General features: G+C 64.5%; 23 protein-coding genes. 5 read left to right on the plus strand and 18 right to left on the minus strand.

Annotated elements, in window-relative coordinates; all coding sequences use genetic code 11:
- Positions 1-15: 15 nt before the first annotated feature.
- The 10 genes from denD to C7411_RS22675 all read right to left on the minus strand — a co-directional run bounded on the left by denD (position 16) and on the right by C7411_RS22675 (position 10,118).
- A complete protein-coding gene (gene denD, locus C7411_RS22630) occupies positions 16-1,005 on the minus strand; it encodes a D-erythronate dehydrogenase (protein WP_110386286.1) in 990 nt (329 codons plus the stop codon).
- A 34-nt stretch (positions 1,006-1,039) separates the two neighbouring features.
- Positions 1,040-1,828, minus strand: a complete 789-nt coding sequence (gene otnI, locus C7411_RS22635; RefSeq protein WP_110386287.1) for a 2-oxo-tetronate isomerase — start codon at positions 1,826-1,828, stop codon at positions 1,040-1,042.
- A 22-nt stretch (positions 1,829-1,850) separates the two neighbouring features.
- The gene (locus tag C7411_RS22640) at positions 1,851-3,188 is read right to left on the minus strand and encodes an MFS transporter (RefSeq protein WP_110386288.1); all 1,338 of its coding nucleotides are present in this window, start codon (positions 3,186-3,188) and stop codon (positions 1,851-1,853) included.
- Between the two features lie 135 nt (positions 3,189-3,323).
- Positions 3,324-3,980, minus strand: a complete 657-nt coding sequence (gene otnC, locus C7411_RS22645) for a 3-oxo-tetronate 4-phosphate decarboxylase (RefSeq protein WP_110386289.1) — start codon at positions 3,978-3,980, stop codon at positions 3,324-3,326.
- A complete protein-coding gene (gene otnK / locus C7411_RS22650; protein WP_110386290.1) occupies positions 3,977-5,302 on the minus strand; it encodes a 3-oxo-tetronate kinase in 1,326 nt (441 codons plus the stop codon). The genes otnC and otnK overlap by 4 nt, the downstream gene beginning before the upstream one ends.
- 19 nt (positions 5,303-5,321) lie before the next feature.
- Positions 5,322-6,212 carry an L-threonate dehydrogenase gene (gene ltnD / locus C7411_RS22655; protein ID WP_110386291.1) on the minus strand — a complete coding sequence of 297 codons (891 nt, stop codon included), beginning with the start codon at positions 6,210-6,212 and terminating at the stop codon, positions 5,322-5,324.
- A gap of 67 nt (positions 6,213-6,279) precedes the next feature.
- Entirely contained in the window at positions 6,280-6,984 is a 705-nt protein-coding gene (locus C7411_RS22660) for a FadR/GntR family transcriptional regulator (RefSeq protein ID WP_110386292.1), read from the minus strand.
- Positions 6,985-7,120: 136 nt separating this feature from the next.
- Positions 7,121-7,435 carry an AtuA-related protein gene (locus C7411_RS22665; protein WP_110386293.1) on the minus strand — a complete coding sequence of 105 codons (315 nt, stop codon included), beginning with the start codon at positions 7,433-7,435 and terminating at the stop codon, positions 7,121-7,123.
- Positions 7,422-8,795, minus strand: a complete 1,374-nt coding sequence (locus C7411_RS22670) for an acyclic terpene utilization AtuA family protein (protein ID WP_110386294.1) — start codon at positions 8,793-8,795, stop codon at positions 7,422-7,424. The genes C7411_RS22665 and C7411_RS22670 overlap by 14 nt, the downstream gene beginning before the upstream one ends.
- 18 nt (positions 8,796-8,813) lie before the next feature.
- Positions 8,814-10,118, minus strand: coding sequence for a CitMHS family transporter (locus C7411_RS22675; protein ID WP_110386295.1), 1,305 nt, complete (start codon positions 10,116-10,118; stop codon positions 8,814-8,816).
- 98 nt (positions 10,119-10,216) lie between these two features.
- Here C7411_RS22675 and C7411_RS22680 point away from each other — a divergent pair, with 98 nt between their 5' ends.
- The 5 genes from C7411_RS22680 (at position 10,217) to C7411_RS22700 (ending at position 14,193) form a co-directional block, all read left to right on the plus strand.
- Entirely contained in the window at positions 10,217-11,113 is an 897-nt protein-coding gene (locus tag C7411_RS22680) for a LysR family transcriptional regulator (RefSeq protein WP_110386296.1), read from the plus strand.
- A 184-nt stretch (positions 11,114-11,297) separates the two neighbouring features.
- Positions 11,298-12,104 carry a transporter substrate-binding domain-containing protein gene (locus C7411_RS22685; RefSeq protein WP_110386297.1) on the plus strand — a complete coding sequence of 269 codons (807 nt, stop codon included), beginning with the start codon at positions 11,298-11,300 and terminating at the stop codon, positions 12,102-12,104.
- 58 nt (positions 12,105-12,162) lie between these two features.
- A complete protein-coding gene (locus tag C7411_RS22690; RefSeq protein ID WP_110386391.1) occupies positions 12,163-12,840 on the plus strand; it encodes an amino acid ABC transporter permease in 678 nt (225 codons plus the stop codon).
- Positions 12,837-13,487 carry an amino acid ABC transporter permease gene (locus C7411_RS22695; RefSeq protein WP_110386298.1) on the plus strand — a complete coding sequence of 217 codons (651 nt, stop codon included), beginning with the start codon at positions 12,837-12,839 and terminating at the stop codon, positions 13,485-13,487. The genes C7411_RS22690 and C7411_RS22695 overlap by 4 nt, the downstream gene beginning before the upstream one ends.
- Complete coding sequence (locus C7411_RS22700) at positions 13,474-14,193, plus strand: amino acid ABC transporter ATP-binding protein (RefSeq protein WP_110386299.1); 720 nt, start codon at positions 13,474-13,476, stop codon at positions 14,191-14,193. Before C7411_RS22695 ends, C7411_RS22700 begins: the two co-directional genes overlap by 14 nt.
- On the opposite strand, the gene C7411_RS22705 is transcribed toward C7411_RS22700, so the two are convergent.
- From C7411_RS22705 to urtA, 8 genes are all read right to left on the minus strand, one after another.
- The gene (locus C7411_RS22705) at positions 14,187-15,227 is read right to left on the minus strand and encodes an aliphatic amidase (RefSeq protein WP_110386300.1); all 1,041 of its coding nucleotides are present in this window, start codon (positions 15,225-15,227) and stop codon (positions 14,187-14,189) included. The two genes, C7411_RS22700 and C7411_RS22705, sit on opposite strands and share 7 nt — an antisense overlap.
- 26 nt (positions 15,228-15,253) lie before the next feature.
- Positions 15,254-15,589 (minus strand): FmdB family zinc ribbon protein, encoded by a 336-nt coding sequence (locus C7411_RS22710; RefSeq protein WP_110386301.1) that lies wholly within the window; start codon positions 15,587-15,589, stop codon positions 15,254-15,256.
- Positions 15,590-15,614: 25 nt separating this feature from the next.
- Complete coding sequence (gene fmdA / locus C7411_RS22715) at positions 15,615-16,853, minus strand: formamidase (protein ID WP_110386302.1); 1,239 nt, start codon at positions 16,851-16,853, stop codon at positions 15,615-15,617.
- Between the two features lie 48 nt (positions 16,854-16,901).
- On the minus strand, positions 16,902-17,591 hold the full coding sequence (urtE, locus tag C7411_RS22720; protein ID WP_110386303.1) for an urea ABC transporter ATP-binding subunit UrtE: 690 nt from the start codon (positions 17,589-17,591) through the stop codon (positions 16,902-16,904).
- A 42-nt stretch (positions 17,592-17,633) separates the two neighbouring features.
- Complete coding sequence (gene urtD, locus C7411_RS22725; RefSeq protein ID WP_110386304.1) at positions 17,634-18,377, minus strand: urea ABC transporter ATP-binding protein UrtD; 744 nt, start codon at positions 18,375-18,377, stop codon at positions 17,634-17,636.
- 3 nt (positions 18,378-18,380) lie between these two features.
- Complete coding sequence (gene urtC / locus C7411_RS22730; protein ID WP_110386305.1) at positions 18,381-19,550, minus strand: urea ABC transporter permease subunit UrtC; 1,170 nt, start codon at positions 19,548-19,550, stop codon at positions 18,381-18,383.
- Between the two features lie 67 nt (positions 19,551-19,617).
- Positions 19,618-20,535 (minus strand): urea ABC transporter permease subunit UrtB, encoded by a 918-nt coding sequence (gene urtB / locus C7411_RS22735; protein ID WP_110386306.1) that lies wholly within the window; start codon positions 20,533-20,535, stop codon positions 19,618-19,620.
- A gap of 55 nt (positions 20,536-20,590) precedes the next feature.
- Entirely contained in the window at positions 20,591-21,865 is a 1,275-nt protein-coding gene (gene urtA, locus C7411_RS22740; protein WP_110386307.1) for an urea ABC transporter substrate-binding protein, read from the minus strand.
- Positions 21,866-21,911: the final 46 nt, after the last annotated feature.

Genomic DNA, 21,911 nt, shown 5'->3' on the forward strand with positions numbered 1-21,911 from the left:
TTCGCGTGCAGGCAATCAATGCTGTGGAATCTTCCCGCCGAGTTCATCGTCGACGAATGCGCGCACGATATCCTTGAACGACGCGTCGCCTTGCAGGCCAAGCTGGGCCGCGCGCGCAACGTCCCACTGCGCGGGCCAGCTGCCGACGATCTTCTCCACACGCTCGTCCGCCTTCCATTCGATCCGTGCCGCGACGGCATCGCCCGCCACTTCGCGCAGCGCGGCGATCATTTCGTCGACCGTCACCGACACGCCCGGCAGATTGACCGTGCGCCGGTTGCCGAGCGCCGCGCCATCGATCTCACATCCGGCGACGAGACATTCGATCGCCTTGCGCGGCGACAGCAGCCACAGCCGCGTCGAACCGCTCACTGGGCACACGGCCGGCTCACCGTTCAGCGGCTCGCGAATGATGCCACTCGCAAACGAGGACGCCGCCGCATTCGGCTTGCCCGGCCGCACGCTGATGGTCGGCAGGCGCAGGACGCGCCCATCGACGAAACCGCGTCGCGAGAAGTCGTTGAGCAGCAATTCGGCTACGGCCTTTTGCGCACCATACGAGGACTGCGGATTCAATGCGGTTTCATCGAGCACGACATCGGGCAGATCGCCGCCATAGACCGCAACCGAACTCGTGAACACGACGCGTGGCCGATGCCCGCGCTCACGGCACACGTCGAGCAGCAGCCGCGACGCGTCGAGATTGATGCGCATGCCGAGATCGAAGTCCGCTTCCGCCTGGCCGCTGACAATCGCCGCGAGATGGAAAATCGCCGACGTCCTGTCGTCGATCAGACGTTCGAGCACGCTGCGCTCGGCAATGTCGCCGACTTCGACACGCACGCGATCGTCAGCCGGTCCCGGCGCCGCGACGACGTCGAGCAACACCAGTTCGGTGATCGGCTCGCGCATTCCATGCGCGCCCAACAGTGCGCCGCGTGCGAGCAGTTCGCGCGCGAGACGCTGGCCGAGAAATCCCGCACCGCCTGTGATCAGTACTTTCATGTCGCTGTTGTTCCTCAGTGTGTGTCGAGTGCGCTCAGCTACGCGCCTTTACGTACGGCCTGATCCATCCAAGCCCATCGGAAGTGCCTGCGCGCGGCCGGTATTCGCAACCGATCCAGCCGTCGTAGCCGAGTGCGTCGATCAGCGAGAAAAGATACGGGTAGTTCACTTCGCCGATGTCCGGCTCGTGCCGCTCGGGCACGCCCGCAATCTGGATATGCCCGATGCCCTGCATGTCGCGCTTGAGCTTGACGGCGAGATCGCCTTCGACGATCTGGCAGTGGTACAGATCGAACTGCACCTTCAGGTTCGGCGCGCCGACTTCCGCGCAGATGGCCTGCGCGTCGTCTTGCCGGTTCAGAAAGAAACCGGGCATATCGCGCGTGTTGATCGGCTCGATGACGACGGTGATGCCGTGAGCCTGGGCGGCCTGCGCCGCATAGGCGAGGTTCTTCAGATACACCTCGCGATGCGCGGCGCGCGATTGCTCCGGTTTGATCAATCCGGCCATCACGTGCAACTTGTCGTTGCCGAGTACCCGCGCGTAATCGAGTGCTGTCTGGATACTGCGCCGAAACTCGTCCTCGCGGCCCGGCAACGACGCGATGCCGCGCTCGCCCGCCGCCCAGTCGCCAGGCGGCGCATTGAACAGCGCCTGAGTGAGCCCGTTCTCGTCAAGACGCCGCTTGATGTCGGCCGCCGAAAATTCATAGGGGAACAGAAACTCCACGGCCTCGAAACCGTCGCGCGCGGCGGCGGCGAAACGGTCGAGAAACGCGTATTCGTTATACATCATCGAAAGATTGGCGGCGAAGCGTGGCATCGAAGCGACTCCTTGAATACGTTTAGCGGTTCACGAGCCGCGCGGGCGTCAGCCAGACGGCGAGCGCGCCGATCGCGAGCATCGCGGCAAGCACGTACATGCCGGACTGCGTGCTGTGCGTGAGATCCTTAAGATAACCGATCATGTACGGGCTGGCGAAGCCCGCCAGATTGCCGATCGAATTGATGATCGCGATGCCCACGGCCGCCGTCGCGCCGGACATGAACGCCGTGGGCAGCGACCAGAAAAGCGGCGCACAGGTCAGCACGCCCGCAGCGGCGATCGACAGGAACGCAATCGACACCGCCGTGTTGTTCGCGAACGAAGCCGCGACCGTGAAGCCGACCGCGCCCGCCAGCGCCGGTCCGATCAGATGCCAGCGGCGCTCGCGGCGCTTGTCCGCGCTGTGGCCCATCACGTTCATCACGACGATGGCGACGAGAAACGGGATCGCGCTCAGCAGGCCGATTTCGAACGCACCCGTCACGCCGGTCGATTTCACGAGCGTCGGCATCCAGAACGTGAGTCCGTATTGGCCGGTGACGAACGCGAAATAGATCAGCGACATCCACCACGTGCGCGGATCGCGGAACACGGCGCCCAGCGAATGCGACTTCGCGGCTTCCTGCGGCTGCGCCGCGATCTCGTCGGCGAGCAGTTTCTTTTCGCGCGGCGTCAACCATTTCGCGCCGGCGATGCCGTTGTCGAGGTACAGGATCGTCGCGATGCCGATGGCGATGGCGGGCACCGCTTCGATCACGAACATCCATTGCCAGCCGGCGAAGCCGTGACGGGAATCGAAAGTCTGCATGATCCAGCCCGACAACGGATTGCCGAAAATGCCGGAAACCGGAATTGCCGACATGAACACTGCGATGATCTTCGCGCGGCGATGCGATGGGAACCAGTACGTGAGATACAGGATGACGCCCGGATAGAACCCTGCTTCGGCGAGACCGAGCAGGAAACGCAGCGCATAGAACTGCAGGGGAGTCCGAACGAACACGAACACGGCGGAGAGCAGGCCCCACGTGATCATGATGCGTGCAATCCAGATGCGCGCCCCGAGCCGGTGCATCAGGATGTTGCTGGGCAGTTCGAAGAGAAAGTAGCCGACGAAGAACACGCCCGCACCGAGGCCGAACACGGTCTCGCTGAACGCGAGGTCCTGCGACATTTGCAGCTTCGCAAAGCCCACGTTGACGCGGTCCAGATACGCGACCACATAACACAGCATCAGAAACGGCACGATGCGCCAGAACACCTTGCCGTAGGTGCGCTCGATCTCGGCCGTGCCGGGTTGCCCGGCAGCGGCGGCGGTGGATGCAGGGCGAACGGATGCCGCCTGATAGCTTGTCATGCGTTGTCTCCTTCGGGGTGGCGCCGGTTGCAGGCCGCCCGCTTCGTGCCGGACGGGCCTCCGGCTTTTTGCCTGAGGCGGGTGATACGCCAGGGGCCGCGCGGGTGCGCGGAAAACTCGACAGGCTCGAACGGGCTACCAGCGTGCGCCGAACGCCTTGCGCAGTTCCTCGAGCGCGGTGTCGTCGAGCGGCGCGGGACGCGGATTCGTCATCAGCCACAAGCGCGCCGTCTCTTCCAGTTCTTCGATCACGTACGCAGCCTGCGAAACGGAACGCTCCCATACGACCGGCCCGAGGCGCTCCAGCAGCACACCGCGCACGCTGCCGGCGAGCGAGGCAATCTGTTGCGCGACTTGCGGATCGCCGGGACGCCGGTAGCGAACCAGCGGAATGTGGCCGACCTTCATGACGTAGTACGGCGTGATGGGCGGCAGCACGTCGGCGTCGCTCCAGACGCCCGCGAGCGTCAGCGCGACGAGGTGGGTCGAATGCGTATGCACGATGCCGCGCGCTTCGCGGTTGCGCTCGTACACGCCGCGATGCAGCGCCAGCGTTTTCGACGGCTTGCCGCCCGAAACCGCGTTGCCCTCGAGATCGACCTTCGCGATCTCCGCGGGATCGAGGCGGCCGAGGCAGGCATCCGTCGGCGTGATGAGCCAGCCGTCGTCGAGCCGCGCGCTGATGTTGCCCGCGCTGCCGACGGTGTAACCGCGCGCGTACAGGCTCGCACCCGTCGCGCAGATTTCTTCGCGGACTTTTGCTTCGCCGCTCGTGTGAATGGCCGCCGTCATTGCGCGTCTCCGTTGAGCTGATACAGCGCCTTCGTGAAGAAGTCGACTGCGCCGAAGTTGCCGGACTTGAGCGCGAGCGCAAGCGGCTCGGCACCGATCGTGGCGGTTGCGGGCACGCCCGGATCGATCTGCCTGCCGATGCGCAGCATGTCGACGCCAAGCGCCTGCACCACGGCGCCCGAGGTCTCGCCGCCGGCGACCACGAACTTGCGCACGCCGAGATCGCGCAGACCGCGCGCAATCGCTGCGAGCGTGCGTTCGACCAGCTCGCCGGCTTGTGCGATGCCGAGTTCGCGTTGCGTCGCCTTCACCTCGTCGGGCGAGGCCGTTGCGTAGATCAGCACGGGCTGCGGCTGCGCTGTCTGCATGTGCTCGCGCGCGAAGTTCAGCGCCTGTTCGACGACCGGCTCGCCGCGCGCCGCCGCAAGCGGATCGATGCGGTACGCCGGACGCGTTTCGCGCCATGCGGCAACCTGCGCATTCGTCGCCTTCGACGCACTGCCCGCCAGCACCGCCGACGCGCCGTCGACACGCGGCAACTCGCCTGCATCGGCGGCATCGGCGAGCCGACCGGCGCGGCGGAAATTCGCGGGCAGACCGAGCGCGACGCCCGAGCCGCCCGTGATCAGCGGCAGGTCCGCGCACGCTTGCCCAAGCGTGTAGAGATCGGCATCCGAGACAGCATCGGCAATCGCCATGCGCACGCCGTCGGCACGCAGCGCATCGATCGAGGCGCGCACGGCTTGCGCGCTTTGCGCCACGGTGTCGTAGCGCACGAGGCCGACTTTCGAGTGCGTTTGCCGTTGCAGCACGCGCACGAGGTTTGCGTCCGTCATCGGCGTGAGCGGATGATGCTCCATGCCCGACTCGTTCAGCAGCACGTCGCCGACGAACAGATGCCCGCGATAAACCGTGCGGCCGTTCTCGGGAAACGCGGGACATGCGATCGTGAACGGCGCACCGCCTCCGGTGGGCGATAGCGCGTCCAGCAGCGCGTCGGCAACGGGCCCGATGTTGCCTTGATCGGTCGAATCGAAAGTCGAGCAGTATTTGAAGAAGAACTGGTGGCAGCCTTGCGCGCGCAGCCATTCGAGCGCAGCCAGCGACTGCGCCACGGCGCCGGCGGCGTCGATCGTGCGCGACTTCAGCGCAACCACGAGCGCGTCGGCTTCGATTCGAGCGTCGGCGCGCGGCACGCCGATCGTCTGGACGGTGCGCATGCCGCCGCGCACCAGCATGTTCGCGAGATCGGTCGCGCCCGTGAAATCGTCGGCAATGCAGCCGAGCAGCGGCTTGCCCGCGATGGCGGTCGTGTTCGTCATGTCGTTGCGCCCTTCCCGCTTAGCGTTTCGCAGGCACATCGATGCCCGGGAAAATCTTGATGACGGCGGAATCGTCCTCGCCGCCGTGACCCGCCGTCGAGGCCATCATGAACATCTGATGCGCAGCCGCCGACAGCGGCAGCGGAAACTTCGAGCGCCGCGCGGTATCGAGCACGAGGCCGAGGTCCTTGACGAAGATGTCGACGGCCGACAGCGGCGTATAGTCGCCGTCGAGAATATGCGGCACGCGGTTCTCGAACATCCACGAGTTGCCGGCGCTGTGCGTAATCACCTCGTAGAGGGCATCGGGATCGACGCCTTCGCGAAGACCGAGCGCCATCGCCTCGGCGGCGGCGGCGATGTGCACGCCCGCGAGCAACTGGTTGATGATCTTCACCTTCGAGCCCGCGCCATGCTGCTCTCCGAGCCGGTGCACCTTGCCCGCCATCGCGGCGAGCACGTCTTCACATGCGGCATACGCGGCGGCGGGCCCGGACGTCATCATGGTCATGTCGCCCGATGCGGCGCGCGCCGCGCCGCCCGACACGGGTGCATCGAGCATGTGCAGGCCGCACGCTTCGACGCGGCGGCCGAGGCCGATCGCAAAGTCGGGCGCAACCGTTGCGCACGCAATCACCACGCCGCCCGGCTTCATCGACCTGAGCGCGCCCTGCTCGCCGAACAGCACCGTTTCCGTCTGCGCTGCATTGACGACGAGCGTGACGACCACATCGCACTGCGCGCCAAGCTCGGCGGGATTCGCGCAGGCCGTGCCGCCGACGGCGACGAACGAGTCGAGCACTTCGCGGCGCACGTCGCACGCGTGGACGTTGAAACCGCCGCGCAGCAGCGAACGCGCGACACCCATGCCCATCGCGCCCAGACCGATCACTCCGACATTTCGCGACATACCCTTTCCTCTACGAACAGTGCTTCAGACAGCGCCGTGCATGACGCGAGCGAATGCGTCTGCAAATTCAGCGGATACCGGCTTCGGCCAAACGGCGCGCCGCGTTGTACATGTGGGTTTGCGCGGCGTTGCGCGCCGCCATGGGGTCGCCGGCGCGGATCGCCGCGGCGATCGCCGCGTGTTCGTCGCGCACCTGACGTGAGAAGTCTTCGCGCAGCGCCTCGTTGCGGCGCGTGACCACGGTGCCCGCTTCCAGGTATTGATTGAGAAACGTCAGCGTCTTCAGGAAGTACGGATTGCCGGTCACAGTGGCAATCGCGCGATGAAACGCGACGTCTTCGGCGACGCCGTCGCGGTCTTCGGCGACGGCTTCGTCGATCTTTCCGAGCGCGGCGTCGATGGCCATCATGTCGGCATCGGTGCGGCGCATGGCGGCTTCCGCCGCGACTTCGGCTTCGATCGCCCGGCGCACTGCGAGAATCTGCAGCACCGAGCCGCCTTCCATCGCTTCCGCGTAGTCGATGCGCAGCGGCCGGATCGCGCCGTGCGCGCTGACGTACACGCCGCTGCCCTGGCGCGGCTCGACCACGCCTTCGTTCTTCAGGCGCGAAATGGCCTCGCGGATCACCGTGCGGCTGACGCCGAACTCCTGAGCCAGTACGGCTTCGGTCGGGAGCTTGCCGCCGCGTGCGAACGTGCCCTTGTCGATCTGCGCGAGCAGTTGCTGCGCGACGGTGTCGCTCAACGCCCGGTTGGGAATTTTCTCGAACATATCATCAGATTTGCCATGTCATGTGGTCATCATACAAATTTTTGGACATGGGTCTGCATTGGGGAGAACCCTTAAAGCTCAACCGTGTTTCACGCGGCGAAGCGTCACGCCTTTCAGGACGCGCGCCGCACTGCGGTCATTCGGCAAGGTCATCCACTTCGAGATCGAGAAGCGCCATGCTCATCGACTTGCCGTGCGCGTCCAGCGCCAGCGACCGCGTGACGCCTCCACCGAGCGCGTTGCCGAGCACGAAATTGAACGCGCCCAGCAGCGGCAGTTCGTAGCGTACGACCTCGCCTTTGACCACGTCGGCGAGATGAGCCTTGATGCGCTCCGGCGTCAGGACGTTGCGCAGATGGGCGTAGTGCCTCGCGTCAAAGCAGATCACCGAAATATTCAGCGTATTGCCTTTGTCGCCAGTGCGGCCATGAGCCAGTTCACGCAGTTTCATCGTTTGCCTCGACAAATTGAAAAACTGGATTCACCTGTTCGCGTGGCAGCAACACAGACTGCACGGCAAGCACCTCGCGAGTCGTTTTGGTGACGCCCCCGCCGCCCGCAGGTCCGTTGGTGTAGAGCGTTTCGACCTCGTTGCCGATGCGTGCCGCCTCCCGTGCGTTCGCCGCGCGCCCCGCCACGCGAACGCGCACTTCGTACGGCTCGCCGTGATGGGCCGCAAGGGCGTCGCCATAGAGCGCATTCACACCGATCAGGTCGAAGCGCAGCTCGCTCGTGTCGACACCCGTGATCGCGAGGCGCTCGCGCACGATGTCGAGCGCAAGCCGCGCACGCTCGACCGCGCCAGGCCCGCCATAGGAAATCTGCCCCTCTCCGATATAGCCGTCGAGATAGGCGACCGACACCTTCAGCGTGCCGGTGCGAGCAACACCGCGTCCGCCCGTTATGCGCACGCGGTCGGGTGCTTCCTCTACGACACGGACCTGGGAAAAGTCCGCGACGACATCGGGCTGAAGGTAGCGCTGCGGATCGTGAATCTCGTAGAGCAGTTGCTCCTTGCATGTCGCTTCGGTGACTCGCCCGCCCGCATGCGGCACCTTCGTCACGACGACGCTGCCATCGGCACTCACTTCGCCAATCGGAAAACCCAGCCGCGCGAGATGCGGTACGTCCTTGATGCCGGGGTCGGCGAAGTAGCCGCCGGTCACCTGGCCCGCACATTCGAGCAAATGCCCGACGACTGTCGCTTGCCCGAGCGTGTTCCAGTCGTCCATGCGCCAGCCGAACGCGTGAATGAGCGGCGCCGTGAACAACGACGGGTCCGCGACGCGCCCCGTCAGCACGATATCGGCGCCCGCCGCGAGCGCTTCGACGATAGGCGTCGCGCCGAGATACGCATTGGCCGAGACGATGCGGTCCGTGTAGTCGCCGACATCGTCGCCGGACTCTTCGAAGCGCAGTTGGGATTGCAGGACGACATCGAGCACGTCGTCGCCGGTGACGGCGGCAATCTTCAGTCCGCTCAGGCCAAGCTCCTGCGCAAGCCGCGCTGTCCTGATCGCCGCCGCGCGCGGATTGGCTGCACCCATGTTCGAAATGATACGCACGCGGTTCCTCACGGCGACCGGCAATACGGCGCGCATGCGCGCTTCGAGCAGCGGATCGTAGCCGAGTTCGGGATCGTGACGGCGCGTCTGCTGTGCGATCGCGACCGTGCGTTCCGCGAGGCATTCGAATACGAGGTAGTCCAGCGCGCCAAGTTCCGCGAGTTCGACAGCGGGCTCGATGCGGTCGCCCGAGTAGCCCGCGCCCGCGCCTATGCGTACGCGTTTTGGTGATCCGGTCCGGTTCATGACGTCGATAACTCCTGATTACAGCGCAAACACGCCCAGCACGACGCACGCGATCGTCATGACGATCGACGCGCCGAACAACAGCGGAAACGTGAACTTCTGATGATCCGCGAGATCGATGCCGCACAGGCCGACGACGAGAAATGTCGCGGGCGTGAGCGGGCTCACGGGGAAACCGGTGGTCATCTGGCCGAGCAGCGCGGCCTGCCCGATGTGCACCGCCGGCACGCCGAGCTGCGACGCCACTTCGGCGATCACCGGCAGCACACCGAAATAAAACGAATCGGGGTCGAAGAGCATCGAGAGCGGCATCGACAGTACGCCGAGCGCGACCGGAATCCGCCCTGCAAACGCAGGCGGCACGACGCCGACCGCCGCCTGCGCCATCGCCTTGAGCATGCCGCTGCCCTGCATGATGCCGGTGAACACGCCCGCCGCGAGCAGAATGCCTGCCATCATCAGCGCGGCGCGCGCGTGGGCGTCGATGCGCTTGCGCTGCATGTCGACGTTCGGGTAGTTCACCATCAGCGCGATGCACAAGCCCACCATGAACATGATCGCGGGCGGAATCTTCTCGCCCATCACGACCATCGTGCCGAGCACGACGACCGTCAGCACGATGTTGAACCAGAAGTTTTGCGGACGGCGCAGCGCCTGTTCCTCAGGCGTGAGTTCGCGTTTGGGCAGGGGAACCGAGCCGCTGGCGGAAGCATAGCCGAGGCGCTTTTCCTCGCGCCAGCCGAGCCACCACGCCATGCTGAACACGAACACGAGACCGATCGCCTGGACCGGAATCAGCGGATTGAAAAGCGCCGAAACCGGCAGATGCAGCGACGCCGACGCGCGGATCATCGGCCCCGTCCACGGCAGGAAGTTGATGCCGGCCGCCATCGAAACGGCCGCCGCGAGCACGCGCTTGTCCATGTTCAGGCGCTCGTACAGCGGCAACATGGCGGGGATGGTGACGAGAAAGCACACGGCGCCCGAGCCGTCGAGGTGAATGAGCAGCGCGAGCAGCGTCGTACCCACCACGATACGCGTCGGTTTGGTGCCGACCGTGCGCAGGATGCGGTCGATGATCGGATCGAGCGTGCCCGCGTCCGTGATCGTGCCGAAATACAGAATCGCGAACACGAACATGCCGACGACGGGCGCGAGGCTCTTCAATCCGTCGATGACAAACTGGCTCGTCTGCAAGCCGAATCCGCCGATCAGCGATGCGACGATCGGCACGATGATGAGCGCGACGAGCGGCGACATGCGTTTTGAAAGAATCGCGGCCAGCAACACCACGATCGTCACGAGCCCCAGCAAAGGCAGCATGTTGTGTCTCCTGTCTTGTCTTTTAGTACGGAGCAGCGTAAGTTCGGCGCTGTAATAACGCAATTGAAATGAATTGATCGCAGCTATCACAGTTCGTTATGGATCTCAATCTCCGCGACATTCGTGCTTTCGTGACCGTGGCGCACGCGGGCAACTTCACGCGCGCGGCGGCCCGCCTGCATTTATCGCAGCCCGCGCTGACCGTGCAGATTCGGCGCCTCGAGGAAACGGTGGGCGCGCGTTTATTCGATCGCAACAGCCGCAGCGTTGCGCTGACCCAAACGGGCCGCGAATTGCTGCCTATCTTGACGCGATCGCTAAGCGACATGGAGCAGGCCCTCAGAGATGCGCGCGCGCTCGGCGAAGGTTCGAGCGGCACGGTGCGGCTTGCCTGTCTGCCGACCTTCGCCGCCAGCGCGCTGCCCGAACTGATCCAGGCGTTTCGCAAGCGCGTGCCGCAGGCGCGGTTTCAGGTTCGCGACGTCGTGGCGAGCGCCGTCAACGCACTCGTGCGCAATGAAGAGGTGGATATTGGCCTGACGGGCGGCCACAGCGTCGATGCGACACTCGACGTCCTGCAGACGGGCGAGGACCGGCTCGTGATCGTCTGTCCGAAGTCCCACCCGCTTGCCCGCAAGCGCACGGTGACGGTCGGCGACTTCGCGTCGATGCCGCTCGTGCTGACCGCGCCGGGAACCAGTGTGCGCGCGGTGGTGGACGCCGCGCTGTCGAACTCGCGTTGCACGCCCGATATCGCGTGCGAGCCGATGTACATGATGACCGCCGTTGCGATGGTGCGCGGCGGCCTCGGGATCTCCGTTCTTCCGGAATCCGCGCGCGAAGTGCACGCGGAGCGTGGTCTCGTCACACGGCCGATCGATGATCCGGCGTTCGTGCGCCCGATTGCGCTCGTCAAGAAGCACGGTCGGACGCTGCCTCGTGTGACTGAAGACTTTGTCAATATTCTCGATCTCGGCGGTACCCCGCCGGGCTGAGCTTGCGATACGCACGCACCGTTCTGGTGAAATCCATCCGGTATCAGGCGACCGCCGGCTCAGTCGTTTCATGCGCTGCGGGCTCACAGGCCTGGCGCACCGGCACTGGCGCGATCCTTGCATGGACCACGGCACGCCCGCGCGATATCCATTGCGGGCGGCAAATCTCTTCGGAAATCCCAGCATGGAACACAAGCCCAATTCACTTCAACGGCGCCGCTGGCTCGCCGCGCTGCTGGCCGTGCCCGCACTGACCGTCTTCGCTGCACAGGCCGCCAACGCCGATGCACTCGACGCCATCACCAAGCGCGGCACGCTGCGCGTGGCCGTGCCCGAGGACTATCCGCCGTTTGGCGCCGTCGGCCCCGATATGCAGCCGCAAGGCTACGACATCGACATGGCGGCACTGCTCGCGAAATCGATGAAGGTCAAGCTGCAGCTCGTGCCAGTCAACAGCGGAAACCGGATTCCCTACCTGCAGACCGACAAGGTCGACCTCGTGATCTCCTCGCTCGGCAAAACGCCGGAGCGCGAGAAGGTCATCGATTTTTCGCAGGCCTATGCCCCCTACTTCCAGGGCGTTTTCGGGCCGGCCGATATCAAGGTCGGCGGACCGGCGGACCTCGCCGGCAAGACCGTCGGCGCGACGCGCGGCGCGCTCGAAGAAGTGGCGCTCACCAGCATGGCGCCCAACGCCACCATTCGCCGCTTCGACGACAACAACGCCACCATCCAGGCCTTTCTCTCCGGCCAGGTGCAGTTGATTGCGGCGGGCAACATCGTCGCCGCGGCCATCCTCGCGAAGCATCCGCCGCGCGAACCGCAGATGAAGTTCGTCATCAAGGACTCGCCGTGCTTCGTGGGCCTCAACAAGAACGAGCCGCAACTGCTCGCGAAGGTCAACACGGCCATCGAACAGGCGAAGAAGGACGGCTCGCTCCAGGCGATGTCGAAGAAGTGGTTTGGTCAGCCATTACCCGCCAATCTTTGACACGCCCGCCGCCGCCGTGCGCGGCTGGCGCATTCACCTCTGCACAACCCTTTCCTTCATGAGCTATCAGCTTCAGTTCGGCGACCTCGCCGCCTATGCCGGCATGTTCGCGAGCGGTGCGTCCGTCACGCTCGCGCTCACGGCGGCCTCGACGCTGTTCGGCATCAGCCTCGGCGTCGCGGGCGCCGCCGCGCACCTGAGCCGCCGCGCGGCGCTGCGCGCAGCCGTGCACGCCTATGTGGAGGCCATTCGCAATACGCCGTTTCTCGTGCAGCTTTTCTTCGTGTTCTTCGGGCTGCCGGCACTTGGCGTGCACATCGGGGAATACACGGCGGCCGTGCTCGCCATGACGCTGAACCTCGGCGCGTATTCCGTCGAGATCCTGCGTGCGGGCATTGAAGCGGTACCGCGCGGACATCACGAGGCCGCTGCAGCACTCGCGATGTCGCGCCGCGAAACCTTCGTGCACGTGCTGCTTCCGCAAGCGTTCGCGAAGGTGTTTCCCGCGTTGGCGAGCCAGATCGTCATCACGATGCTTGGCTCGGCCGTCGTCTCGCAGATCTCCGTTGCGGATCTCACGTATGCCGCAAGCTATGTGCAGTCGCGCAACTTCCGCGCTTTCGAAACGTATTTCCTCATCGCCGGGATCTATCTTGCAATGGCGCTCATCCTGCGCGCCGCCCTCACCGCAGCCGGCCGGCGACTCTTCACGCGCAACCTGCGAGGCGCGCGATGATCGAATTCACGTTCGCGCAGATCGTCGAGGGTTTGCTCCTGGCCGCGCGCTGGACTGTGCTGCTCTCACTGGTTTCGTTCATTACCGGCGCAGTGGTGGGTTTGCTGCTGCTCGTGGCGCGCGTGTCGAAGTCGCGCGTGCTGCGCTCGCTCGTGCGTATTTACATCGAGGTGTTCCAGGGCACACCGCTGCTGCTGCAGCTGTTTATCGTCTACTTCGGGTTGCCGCTGCTGGGCATCGATGTCTCGGCGTGGATGGCGGCCACGCTCGGCCTCACCTTCTTCACTAGCGCCTATCTCGCCGAGATCTGGCGCGGTTGTGTGGAGGCGGTGCCGAAGGGCCAGTGGGAAGCGTCGGCCAGTCTCGCCATGAACTATTTCGAGCAGTTGCGCCACGTGATCCTGCCGCAGGCCGCGCGCATCGCCATCGGTCCGACCGTGGGTTTCGGCGTGCAGGCCATCAAGGACACGGCGCTCGTCTCGATCATCGGCTTCGCCGAACTCACGAAGGCGGGCACGCAAATCTCGAACGCGACGTTTCGCCCGTTTCTCGTCTATGGGCTCGTCGCGCTAATCTACTTCGCCCTGTGCTATCCGCTTACGCGATACGCGCGGGTGCTGCAAAGGAAATGGCATGCCGCTCGTTAAGACCGAAGGCGTCGAAAAACAGTTCGGCGCCCACCATGTACTGAAGGGAATCGACCTCGCCGTCGAACGCGGCCAGGTCGTCAGCATCATCGGGCGCAGCGGGTCCGGCAAGAGCACGTTGCTGCGGGCGCTGAACGGACTCGAAAGCATCGACGCAGGATCGATCGAAATCGACGGCGCACACGTCGATGCACGGCACGCGGACCTGCGCGCGCTGCGGCTGAAGGTCGGGATGGTCTTTCAGCAATACAACCTGTTTCCGCATCTCACCGCCAGTGAAAACGTGATGCTTGCGCAAACGGTCGTCAAGAAGACGTCGCGTAAGGAGGCGCGCGCCACCGCACAGCAGATGCTCGAACGCGTTGGTCTGGGCGGTAAATTCGATGCCTATCCCGATCAACTCTCGGGCGGACAGCAGCAGCGCGTCGCCATTGCGCGGGCGCTCGCCATGAAACCGAGCGTGCTGCTGTGCGACGAAATCACGTCCGCACTCGACCCCGAACTGGTCGGCGAGGTGTTGGGCGTTGTGGAAAGCCTGGCGCGCGAGGATATGACGCTCATCATGGTCACCCACGAAATGCGCTTCGCTCGCGCGGTCAGCGACACCGTGGTGTTCATGCACGAAGGCCGCGTATGGGAAAGCGGACCGCCCGAGGAAATTTTCGGGCGCCCGTCGACGGTGGAGTTGAGACGCTTCATTCAGTGACGTTCGTCGTGCTCACCGTTGGGAATGCCTTCTATCGGACACTCGGCGGTGCCCGGCGTTGTCCGCGTAAGCGCTTCCACCGCTTGCCGCGTGCCTTCGGGATTCGTTACCCAGTTTCGGTAGAACCCGAACGGACACGCAGCGACCCCGTTTGCGCCGTCGCCGGAATGGATCGTACCCGTGTAGCCGCGATGCAGCAGCTTGTATAGATGATTCTGCGACTGCATGTTGCGTCGGGCATCGCGAATCATGCTCAGGGAAAGTTCGGCGTACTGCACGCCCATCTCCTCCTCGCCACATTCGCCGAGCGTACGCCCATCGAAGCCGACGATCGCCGAATGGCCGAAATACGAATACACGCCGTCCCAGCCCGTGGCATTCGCCACGGCCACATACGTGTTGTTCATCCACGCCATGGCTTTCGCGACCATCACCTGCTGCTCCTTGGCCGGGTACATGTAGCCCTGGCAGCGCACGATCAGTTCCGCGCCGCCCATGGCGCAGTCGCGCCAGATCTCCGGATAGTTGCCGTCGTCGCAGATAATGAGGCTGATCTTGAGGCCCTTCGGCCCGTCCGTCACGTAGGTGCGATCGCCGGGATACCAGCCTTCGATCGGCGTCCACGGCATGATCTTGCGATACTTCTGCACGATCTCGCCGCGATTGTCGATCAGCACGAGCGTGTTGTACGGCACCTTGTGCGGATGCGCCTCGTGGCGCTCGCCGGTCAGCGAAAAGACGCCCCACACGTTAGCCTTGCGGCACGCGGCGGCGAAGATGTCGGTTTCCTCGCCGGGCACCGTGGACGCCGTATCGAACATTTCCTGCCGGTCGTACATGATCCCGTGCGTCGAATACTCGGGGAAGACCACGAGATCCATGCCCGGCAATCCCTGCTTCATGCCGACCACCATCTCGGCAATTTTCCGCGCGTTTGCGAGCACCTCGGCCTTCGTGTGCAGACGCGGCATCTTGTAGTTGACGACCGCGACCCCCACACAGTCGCGGCTGCTCGAAATATCACCATGTCTCATAGTGTGTGTTCTCCTGAATAGTCAGATCAATGACTGATCATCCACGGCCGCCCCGCCGGCCGCTTGAGGCCGCCGGACGGCGCGCCCACGAGCTTCGAGCCGCCGCCCGAGCAGCAGCTACAACCGGCGCGATGGCGCAGCGGCGGCCCGTCGCCGGACTGACGCGGCGCATGTGCTGCGCGCTCGTTCGCCGCGTGCGCATGACGACGCGTGCCCGCCATCAACGCGAGCGACGGCGCGCTGATCACGCGCGATCCTTCTCCGCCGCAATCGGGGCAGCGGCACGGCTTTTCGCGGTCGGCAATGCGGCGCATGACGGCGAACGGGCCGCAGCTCGCGCATTCGAAGTCGTAAATCGGCATGACAGGTTCCTCGTGTGACGATCGATTACGCTTTTGCGAGATCGGGCGAGCACGGCAGATCGACGCCGCCCTTGATGTGCTGGATCGGGCCATCGGCATTCGGCCGAATGTCGAAGTCGAAAATCTGCGTGGGCAGCCACAACGTCGCGCATGCGTTCGGAATATCGACGACACCGCTGATATGCCCTTGCACCGGCGCGCAACCGAGCAGCGAATACGCCTGCGCGCCCGAATAGCCGAACTTCTTCAAATACTCGATGGCGTTCAGGCACGCCTGGCGGTACGCAACGGTCACGTCGAGATAATGCTGGCCGCCCTGCTCGTCGACGGAAATGCCTTCGAAGATCAGATAGTCGTTGTACGTCGGCGTGATCGGGCTCGGCTGGAACACAGGATTGCGAATGCCGTATTTCGCCATGCCGCCCTTGATGAGATTCACGCGCATATGCACCCAGCCAGCCATTTCGATGGCGCCGCAAAACGTGATCTCGCCGTCGCCCTGGCTGAAGTGCAGGTCGCCGACGGAGAGACCCGCTCCATCCACGTAGACGGGGAAAAACACCTTCGACCCGCGCGACAGGTCCTTGATGTCGCAATTGCCGCCGTGCTCGCGCGGCGGCACGGTGCGCGCGCCTTCGGCGGCGGCCTTGTCGCGCGCGTCGCCTTCGAGCTTGCCCATGTGCGCCGTGGCCGCGAACGGCGGATTCGCCAGCGGCGGCACGCGCTCGGGCGCGCTCGCGATCAAACCGGTTTCGCGCGCGTTCCACGTTTCGAGCAGCTTCGGATCAGGCAGGCAGCCGATCAGGCCCGGATGAATCAGCCCCGCGAAATTCACGCCCGGAATATGGCGCGAACTCGTATACACGCCATGGAAGTCCCAGATCGACTTTTGCGCGTCGGGGAAATGATCGGTGAGAAACCCGCCGCCGTTCGACTTCGCGAAGAAGCCGTTGAAGCCCCACTGGCTGTCCGGCTTCGCGCCGATATCGAGCAGATCGACCACGAGCAGGTCGCCCGGCTCCGCGCCGCGCACGCCCACGGGGCCCGAGAGAAAATGCACGATCGAGAGGTCGATGTCGCGCACGTCGTCGGCGCTGTCGTCGTTCTTGATGAAGCCACCGGTCCAGTCGTAGGTTTCGAGCACGAAGTCGTCGCCGGGATCGACCCAGCAGGCTATGGGAATGTCCGGATGCCAGCGGTTGTGGACCTGCTCGTTTTCGTAGGCGGACTGGTTCAGGTCGACCTTGATGAGAGTTTCGGGCATTGCATTCGCTCCTTGGTTCGAAGGTTGTCAGGTAATGAGGCTCGGCGTTCACACGGAGAGGTATTCGCGAATGCGGTCGGTGTCGCCGGCGTCGCGCGTGCTTTGATGCACGAAGCGCCCGCCCTCGATCACGAAGAGCCGGTCCGCGACGTCGAGCGCGAAGCTCAGCACCTGCTCCGACACGACAATGGCAATATTGCGTGTCTGACGAATCTGGTTGAGCGCCTTTGCGATGTCCTTGATCACGGACGGCTGGATGCCCTCGGTCGGTTCGTCGAGCAACAGCACTTTCGGGTCGGTCGCGAGCGCGCGCGCGATGGCGAGTTGCTGCTGCTGGCCGCCCGAGAGATTGCCGCCCTTGCGACGCCGCATGTCGAACAGCACGGGAAACAGCGCGTAAATGTCGTCGGGTATGCGTTGGCTCTGCGCGTTTTCGAGTCCCGTCTGAATGTTTTCTTCGACGCTCAGCGAAGCGAAAATCTGCCGCCCTTGCGGCACGTAGCCGATGCCCTTCGCGACGCGCCGGTAGCTCTCGTCCTTCGAAACGTCGGCGCCGCCCACGCGCACCGTGCCGCGATTGGCAGGCAGCATGCCGATGAGCGCCTTGAAGAGCGTGGTCTTGCCCATGCCGTTGCGGCCCATCACCGCCACGCTTTCGCCGTTGGCCACCGAAAAGCCGATGCCGTGCAGCACTTCGCTCTGGCCATAGCTCACGACGAGATCGTCGACTTCCAGCATGATGTGTCCTCCGTTCAGTCGTTCTATCGTTCAGTGGCCGGCTCAGTGGCCGAGATAAACGTCGATCACGCGCGGATCGGCCTGCACCTGTGCCATCGGGCCTTCCGCGAGAATCTTGCCCTGGTGCATCACCGTGACCTTGTGGGCGATACGCTCGACGAACGCCATGTCATGCTCGATCACGATCATCGAGCGATTGCGGCAGATGCGGTCGAGCAGCTCGGCGGTCAGTTCGCGCTCGCGCACGCTCATTCCCGCAATCGGCTCGTCGAGCATCAATAGTTCGGGATCCTGCATGAGCAGCATGCCGATTTCGAGCCATTGCTTCTGGCCGTGCGAAAGCAAACCGGCTTCCAGATCGAGCGATGCAGCAAGGCCGATTTCGTCGGCGACGGCGCGCACGCGGTCGGCCACTTCGTCGTCCTCGCGATACGCGAGCGCGCCAAACACGCTGCGTCCGCGCGGAAACGACACTTCGAGGTTCTGCGCGACACTCAGGTTTTCGTAGATCGAGGGTGTCTGGAACTTGCGGCCGATGCCCTTGCGCACGCGCCGGAATTCCGCGAGCTTCGTGATTTCCTCGTTGCGGAACTTGATGCTGCCCGCCGTTTCCTTCGTCTTGCCGCAAATGAGATCGAGCAGCGTCGTCTTGCCCGCGCCGTTCGGTCCGATCACGACGCGCAGTTCGCCGCGTTCGAGATAGAGATTGAGCGAATCGATCGCCTTGAAGCCGTCGAATGACACGGTGAGATCTTCGATCGCCAGCAGAAAGTCGGTGTTGCTCATGCCTCATGCCCCCTTGTTCGCCGCGCCGAGCCAGCGCCGCACGCGCGGCCGCACATGCTCTTCGTAGAGGCCCGCGAGCCCGTTCGGAAACGCCATCACCACGCCGATGAACATCGCCGCCATCAGGTAGAGCCAGAGATTCGGAAAGCTCTCCGAGAACCAGCTCTTGCCGAGATTGACGAGAATCGCGCCGTACACCGCGCCCACGAGCGACATGCGCCCGCCGATCGCCGCGTAGATCACCATCTCGATCGACGGCACGATGCCGACGAACGACGGCGACATGAAGCCGACCTGCAGTGTGAACATCGCGCCGCCGATGGCCGCGAGCAGCGCCGCGAGACAGAAAGCGAACACCTTGAACATGGCGACGTCGTAGCCGGAAAAGCGCACGCGGTCCTCCTTGTCGCGCATCGCGAGCAGCAGCGTGCCTGCCTTGCTGCGCTGAACCCAGCGGCAGGCGAGCAACGCGCCGATCAGCAGCACCGCGTTGACGAAATAGAGAACGAGCTTCGCATGGTCGGTGCGAATGTCCCAGCCGAGCAGCGTGCGCAGGTCGGTGATGCCGTTCACACCGCCCGTATAGCCTTGCTGGCCGATGATCAGCACCGAGAGAATCAGCGCGACGGCCTGTGTGATGATCGCGAAGTACACGCCGCCCACGCGCCGCTTGAACATGGCGTAGCCGATCACGAACGCGAGCGCCGTCGGCACGACGAGCACCGCGAGAATCGAGAACGGCAGCGAGTGGAAGGGCTTCCACCACGCGGGCAGCGCCGTGAGCTGGTTCCAGTCCATGAAGTCGGGAATGCCGGGCGTGGTCTGCGTGTGCGTCGCAGCCGGGTCGGACGCTTCGAGCTTGAGGAACATCGCCATCGCATAGCCGCCGAGCCCGAAGAACACGCCCTGCCCCAGGCTCAGCACGCCGCCGTAGCCCCACGCGATCACGAGGCCCATTGCCACGAACGCATAGGTCAGGTACTTGCCCATGAGGTTCAGGCGAAACGTGTCGAGCGCGAGCGGAAACACGATCACGATCAGCACCGCGAGTATCGCGATGCCCGCATAGCCCGACGCGTCGAGCCGCGCCGCGACCGCGCGCCAGCCGCCCGGCGCCGCGCCGGGACCGGATCGCGGGGAGACGCCGCCCGCCGCGGGTTGGATGGGTTCCATGTCCATCTCTCCGTACAAGTGAAACAGTGAATGAGCCGCGCGCCTGACCGCGCGCCCGGCAACGCCCTTACACGCGCCGCACCTTCGAGGCGAACAAACCCTGCGGACGCAGCATCAGGATCACGACAACGGTCAGCAGCGTGAGCACGCGCGCGATCGAGCCCGAGAGGAAGAACTCGCTGATCGACTGCATCTGCGCGATGCCGAACGCCGAGGCCACGGTGCCGAGCAGGCTCGCTGCACCGCCAAACGTGACGACGAGAAACGAATCGACGATATAGAGCGAGCCGCTCGTCGGCCCGGTAGAGCCGATCGCCGTGAACGCCGCGCCCGCCACGCCCGCGATGCCGCAGCCGATGGCGAAGGTCATGCGGTCGGTACGGCGCGTGTTGATACCCGCCGCGTTCGCCATCGGCCGGTTGGCGACCGTGGCGCGCACACGCAGCCCCCAGCGCGAGCGATAGAGCGCGAGCAGCAAGCCGCCCGTCATGAGCAGCGCGAGTCCCATCACGAACATGCCGCTTACGGGAATGTCGAGCCCCTGCGCCGGCTCCCACGAACCCATCAGCCAGTCGGGCAGCGCGGGGCTCACTTCCTTCGGCCCGAAGGTCGAGCGAAACACCTGCTGCATGCCGAGGCTCAAGCCCCAGGTGGCGAGCAGCGTATCGAGCGGACGTCGGTAGAGATGCCGGATGAGCGCCCACTCGGCAAGCCAGCCCGCCGCAAACGCCAGCCCGAACGCCGCGAAGATCGCGAAGAAGAAGTAGACCGGCGTGAACGCGTGCCAGACGTTCTGCGCGAACCACGAAAATATGTAGACGGTGTAGGCGCCGATCGTCATGAATTCGCCGTGCGCCATGTTGATCACGCCCATCTGGCCGAAGATCACAGCCAGACCGAGCCCCATCAGGAGCAGGACGCTGAACAGGCTCAAGCCGGCGAAGCCCTGCATCAGCGTGATGTTGAAAATGTCGGTAGCGGACATCGAGCGCTCCTCGCGCGGCGGCGCATGGCATCGCCGCGCAGCTTCGGTTGACGGATTACATGTAGCCCTTCGGGAACGGATTCGGCTGGATCGGTTGCGCCGACTGGGCGACGACCTTGAACTGGCCGTCCGCCTGGCCCTCGCCGATCAGAGAACGGCTCCACAGGTGATGGTTCGCGTCGACCTTGGCGTAGCCCTGCGGCGCGTTGCCGACCTCGATGCCCGCCGACGACGCCACGACCTTGTCCACGTCGAAGCTGCCCGCACGCTCGCACGCGGCCTTCCAGATCCACGGGCCGAGATACGCGGCCTGGGTGACGTCGCCGATCACGGCCTTCTGCCCGTAGCGCGCCTTGAATGCCGCGACGAACTTCTTGTTGTTGTCGTTATCGAGCGACTGGAAGTACTTCATCGACGAATAGAAGCCCGCGAAGTTGTCGCCGCCAATGCCGAGCACTTCGTCTTCGGTCACCGAGAGCGTCAGCAGGAACTGCTTTTGCGGCGTAATGCCAGCGGCTTTCAGTTGCTTGTAGAACGCCACGTTCGAGCCGCCCACCACGGTCGCGAAGATGCAGTCGGGGCGCGCGAGCTTGATCTTGTTCATCAGCGAATTGAATTCGGTCGTGCCGAGCGGGTAATACTCTTCGCCCACGACCTTCGCATGCAGATGCTGTTCGATATGCCGGCGCGCGATCTTGTTCGAGGTGCGCGGCCAGATATAGTCCGAGCCGATCAGGAAGAACGTCTTGGCTTTCTTCGTATTCGACGCCCAGTCGAGCGCCCAAAGAATCTGCTGGGTGGCTTCCTGGCCCGTGTAGAACACGTTCTTCGACTGCTCGAGGCCTTCGTAGAAGGTCGGGTAGTAAAGCAGGCCGTTATCCTTCTCGAACACTGGCAGCACCGCCTTGCGCGAAGCCGAGGTCCAGCAGCCGAACACCGCGGCGACGTGGTCGTTTTCGAGCAGCTTCTTCGACTTCTCCGCGAAAGTCGGCCAGTCGGAGGCGCCGTCTTCCTGAATGATCTGGATCTTGCGGCCGAGCACGCCGCCCATCGCGTTGATCTGCTCGATCGCGAGGTGTTCGGCCTGAATCGAGCCGGTCTCGGAGATCGCCATCGTACCCGTAGCCGAATGCAGTTGACCCACCGTTACCGTCGTGTCGGTCACGGCGAGGCCCGTGGTGTTGACCTTCGCCGTGGGCGGCGTTTGCGCAAACGAGGTGCGCGGCATGCCGAGCGCCATCAGCGGCGCGGCGGCGAGGCCGCCGATCAGTTTGCGGCGCAACGGCGACGGCATGCGGGCATCGTCATCGATTCGGTCGTCTGCGGACATCACGTTCTCCTTATCGGGCGCCCTGCGCTTTGTGCCAGGGCTGGGT

The organism is Paraburkholderia silvatlantica, assembly GCF_003096715.1.
Classification (GTDB): Bacteria; Pseudomonadota; Gammaproteobacteria; order Burkholderiales; family Burkholderiaceae; genus Paraburkholderia; species Paraburkholderia silvatlantica.

Excerpts from the sequence above, each read along its gene's own strand:
- denD (WP_110386286.1), bottom strand. The coding sequence starts at position 1,005 with ATGAAAGTACTGATCACAGGCGGTGCGGGATTTCTCGGCCAGCGTCTC.
- C7411_RS22710 (WP_110386301.1), bottom strand. The coding sequence starts at position 15,589 with ATGCCGATTTACGACTTCGAATGCGCGAGCTGCGGCCCGTTCGCCGTC.
- ltnD (WP_110386291.1), bottom strand. The coding sequence starts at position 6,212 with ATGTCGCGAAATGTCGGAGTGATCGGTCTGGGCGCGATGGGCATGGGT.
- C7411_RS22670 (WP_110386294.1), bottom strand. The coding sequence starts at position 8,795 with ATGAACCGGACCGGATCACCAAAACGCGTACGCATAGGCGCGGGCGCG.
- urtA (WP_110386307.1), bottom strand. The coding sequence starts at position 21,865 with ATGTCCGCAGACGACCGAATCGATGACGATGCCCGCATGCCGTCGCCG.
- C7411_RS22690 (WP_110386391.1), top strand. The coding sequence starts at position 12,163 with ATGAGCTATCAGCTTCAGTTCGGCGACCTCGCCGCCTATGCCGGCATG.
- otnI (WP_110386287.1), bottom strand. The coding sequence starts at position 1,828 with ATGCCACGCTTCGCCGCCAATCTTTCGATGATGTATAACGAATACGCG.
- urtC (WP_110386305.1), bottom strand. The coding sequence starts at position 19,550 with ATGGAACCCATCCAACCCGCGGCGGGCGGCGTCTCCCCGCGATCCGGT.
- C7411_RS22695 (WP_110386298.1), top strand. The coding sequence starts at position 12,837 with ATGATCGAATTCACGTTCGCGCAGATCGTCGAGGGTTTGCTCCTGGCC.
- C7411_RS22680 (WP_110386296.1), top strand. The coding sequence starts at position 10,217 with ATGGATCTCAATCTCCGCGACATTCGTGCTTTCGTGACCGTGGCGCAC.
- C7411_RS22685 (WP_110386297.1), top strand. The coding sequence starts at position 11,298 with ATGGAACACAAGCCCAATTCACTTCAACGGCGCCGCTGGCTCGCCGCG.
- otnK (WP_110386290.1), bottom strand. The coding sequence starts at position 5,302 with ATGACGAACACGACCGCCATCGCGGGCAAGCCGCTGCTCGGCTGCATT.
- C7411_RS22660 (WP_110386292.1), bottom strand. The coding sequence starts at position 6,984 with ATGTTCGAGAAAATTCCCAACCGGGCGTTGAGCGACACCGTCGCGCAG.
- C7411_RS22665 (WP_110386293.1), bottom strand. The coding sequence starts at position 7,435 with ATGAAACTGCGTGAACTGGCTCATGGCCGCACTGGCGACAAAGGCAAT.
- C7411_RS22705 (WP_110386300.1), bottom strand. The coding sequence starts at position 15,227 with ATGAGACATGGTGATATTTCGAGCAGCCGCGACTGTGTGGGGGTCGCG.
- urtB (WP_110386306.1), bottom strand. The coding sequence starts at position 20,535 with ATGTCCGCTACCGACATTTTCAACATCACGCTGATGCAGGGCTTCGCC.
- urtD (WP_110386304.1), bottom strand. The coding sequence starts at position 18,377 with ATGAGCAACACCGACTTTCTGCTGGCGATCGAAGATCTCACCGTGTCA.
- C7411_RS22640 (WP_110386288.1), bottom strand. The coding sequence starts at position 3,188 with ATGACAAGCTATCAGGCGGCATCCGTTCGCCCTGCATCCACCGCCGCC.
- urtE (WP_110386303.1), bottom strand. The coding sequence starts at position 17,591 with ATGCTGGAAGTCGACGATCTCGTCGTGAGCTATGGCCAGAGCGAAGTG.
- fmdA (WP_110386302.1), bottom strand. The coding sequence starts at position 16,853 with ATGCCCGAAACTCTCATCAAGGTCGACCTGAACCAGTCCGCCTACGAA.
- C7411_RS22700 (WP_110386299.1), top strand. The coding sequence starts at position 13,474 with ATGCCGCTCGTTAAGACCGAAGGCGTCGAAAAACAGTTCGGCGCCCAC.
- C7411_RS22675 (WP_110386295.1), bottom strand. The coding sequence starts at position 10,118 with ATGCTGCCTTTGCTGGGGCTCGTGACGATCGTGGTGTTGCTGGCCGCG.
- otnC (WP_110386289.1), bottom strand. The coding sequence starts at position 3,980 with ATGACGGCGGCCATTCACACGAGCGGCGAAGCAAAAGTCCGCGAAGAA.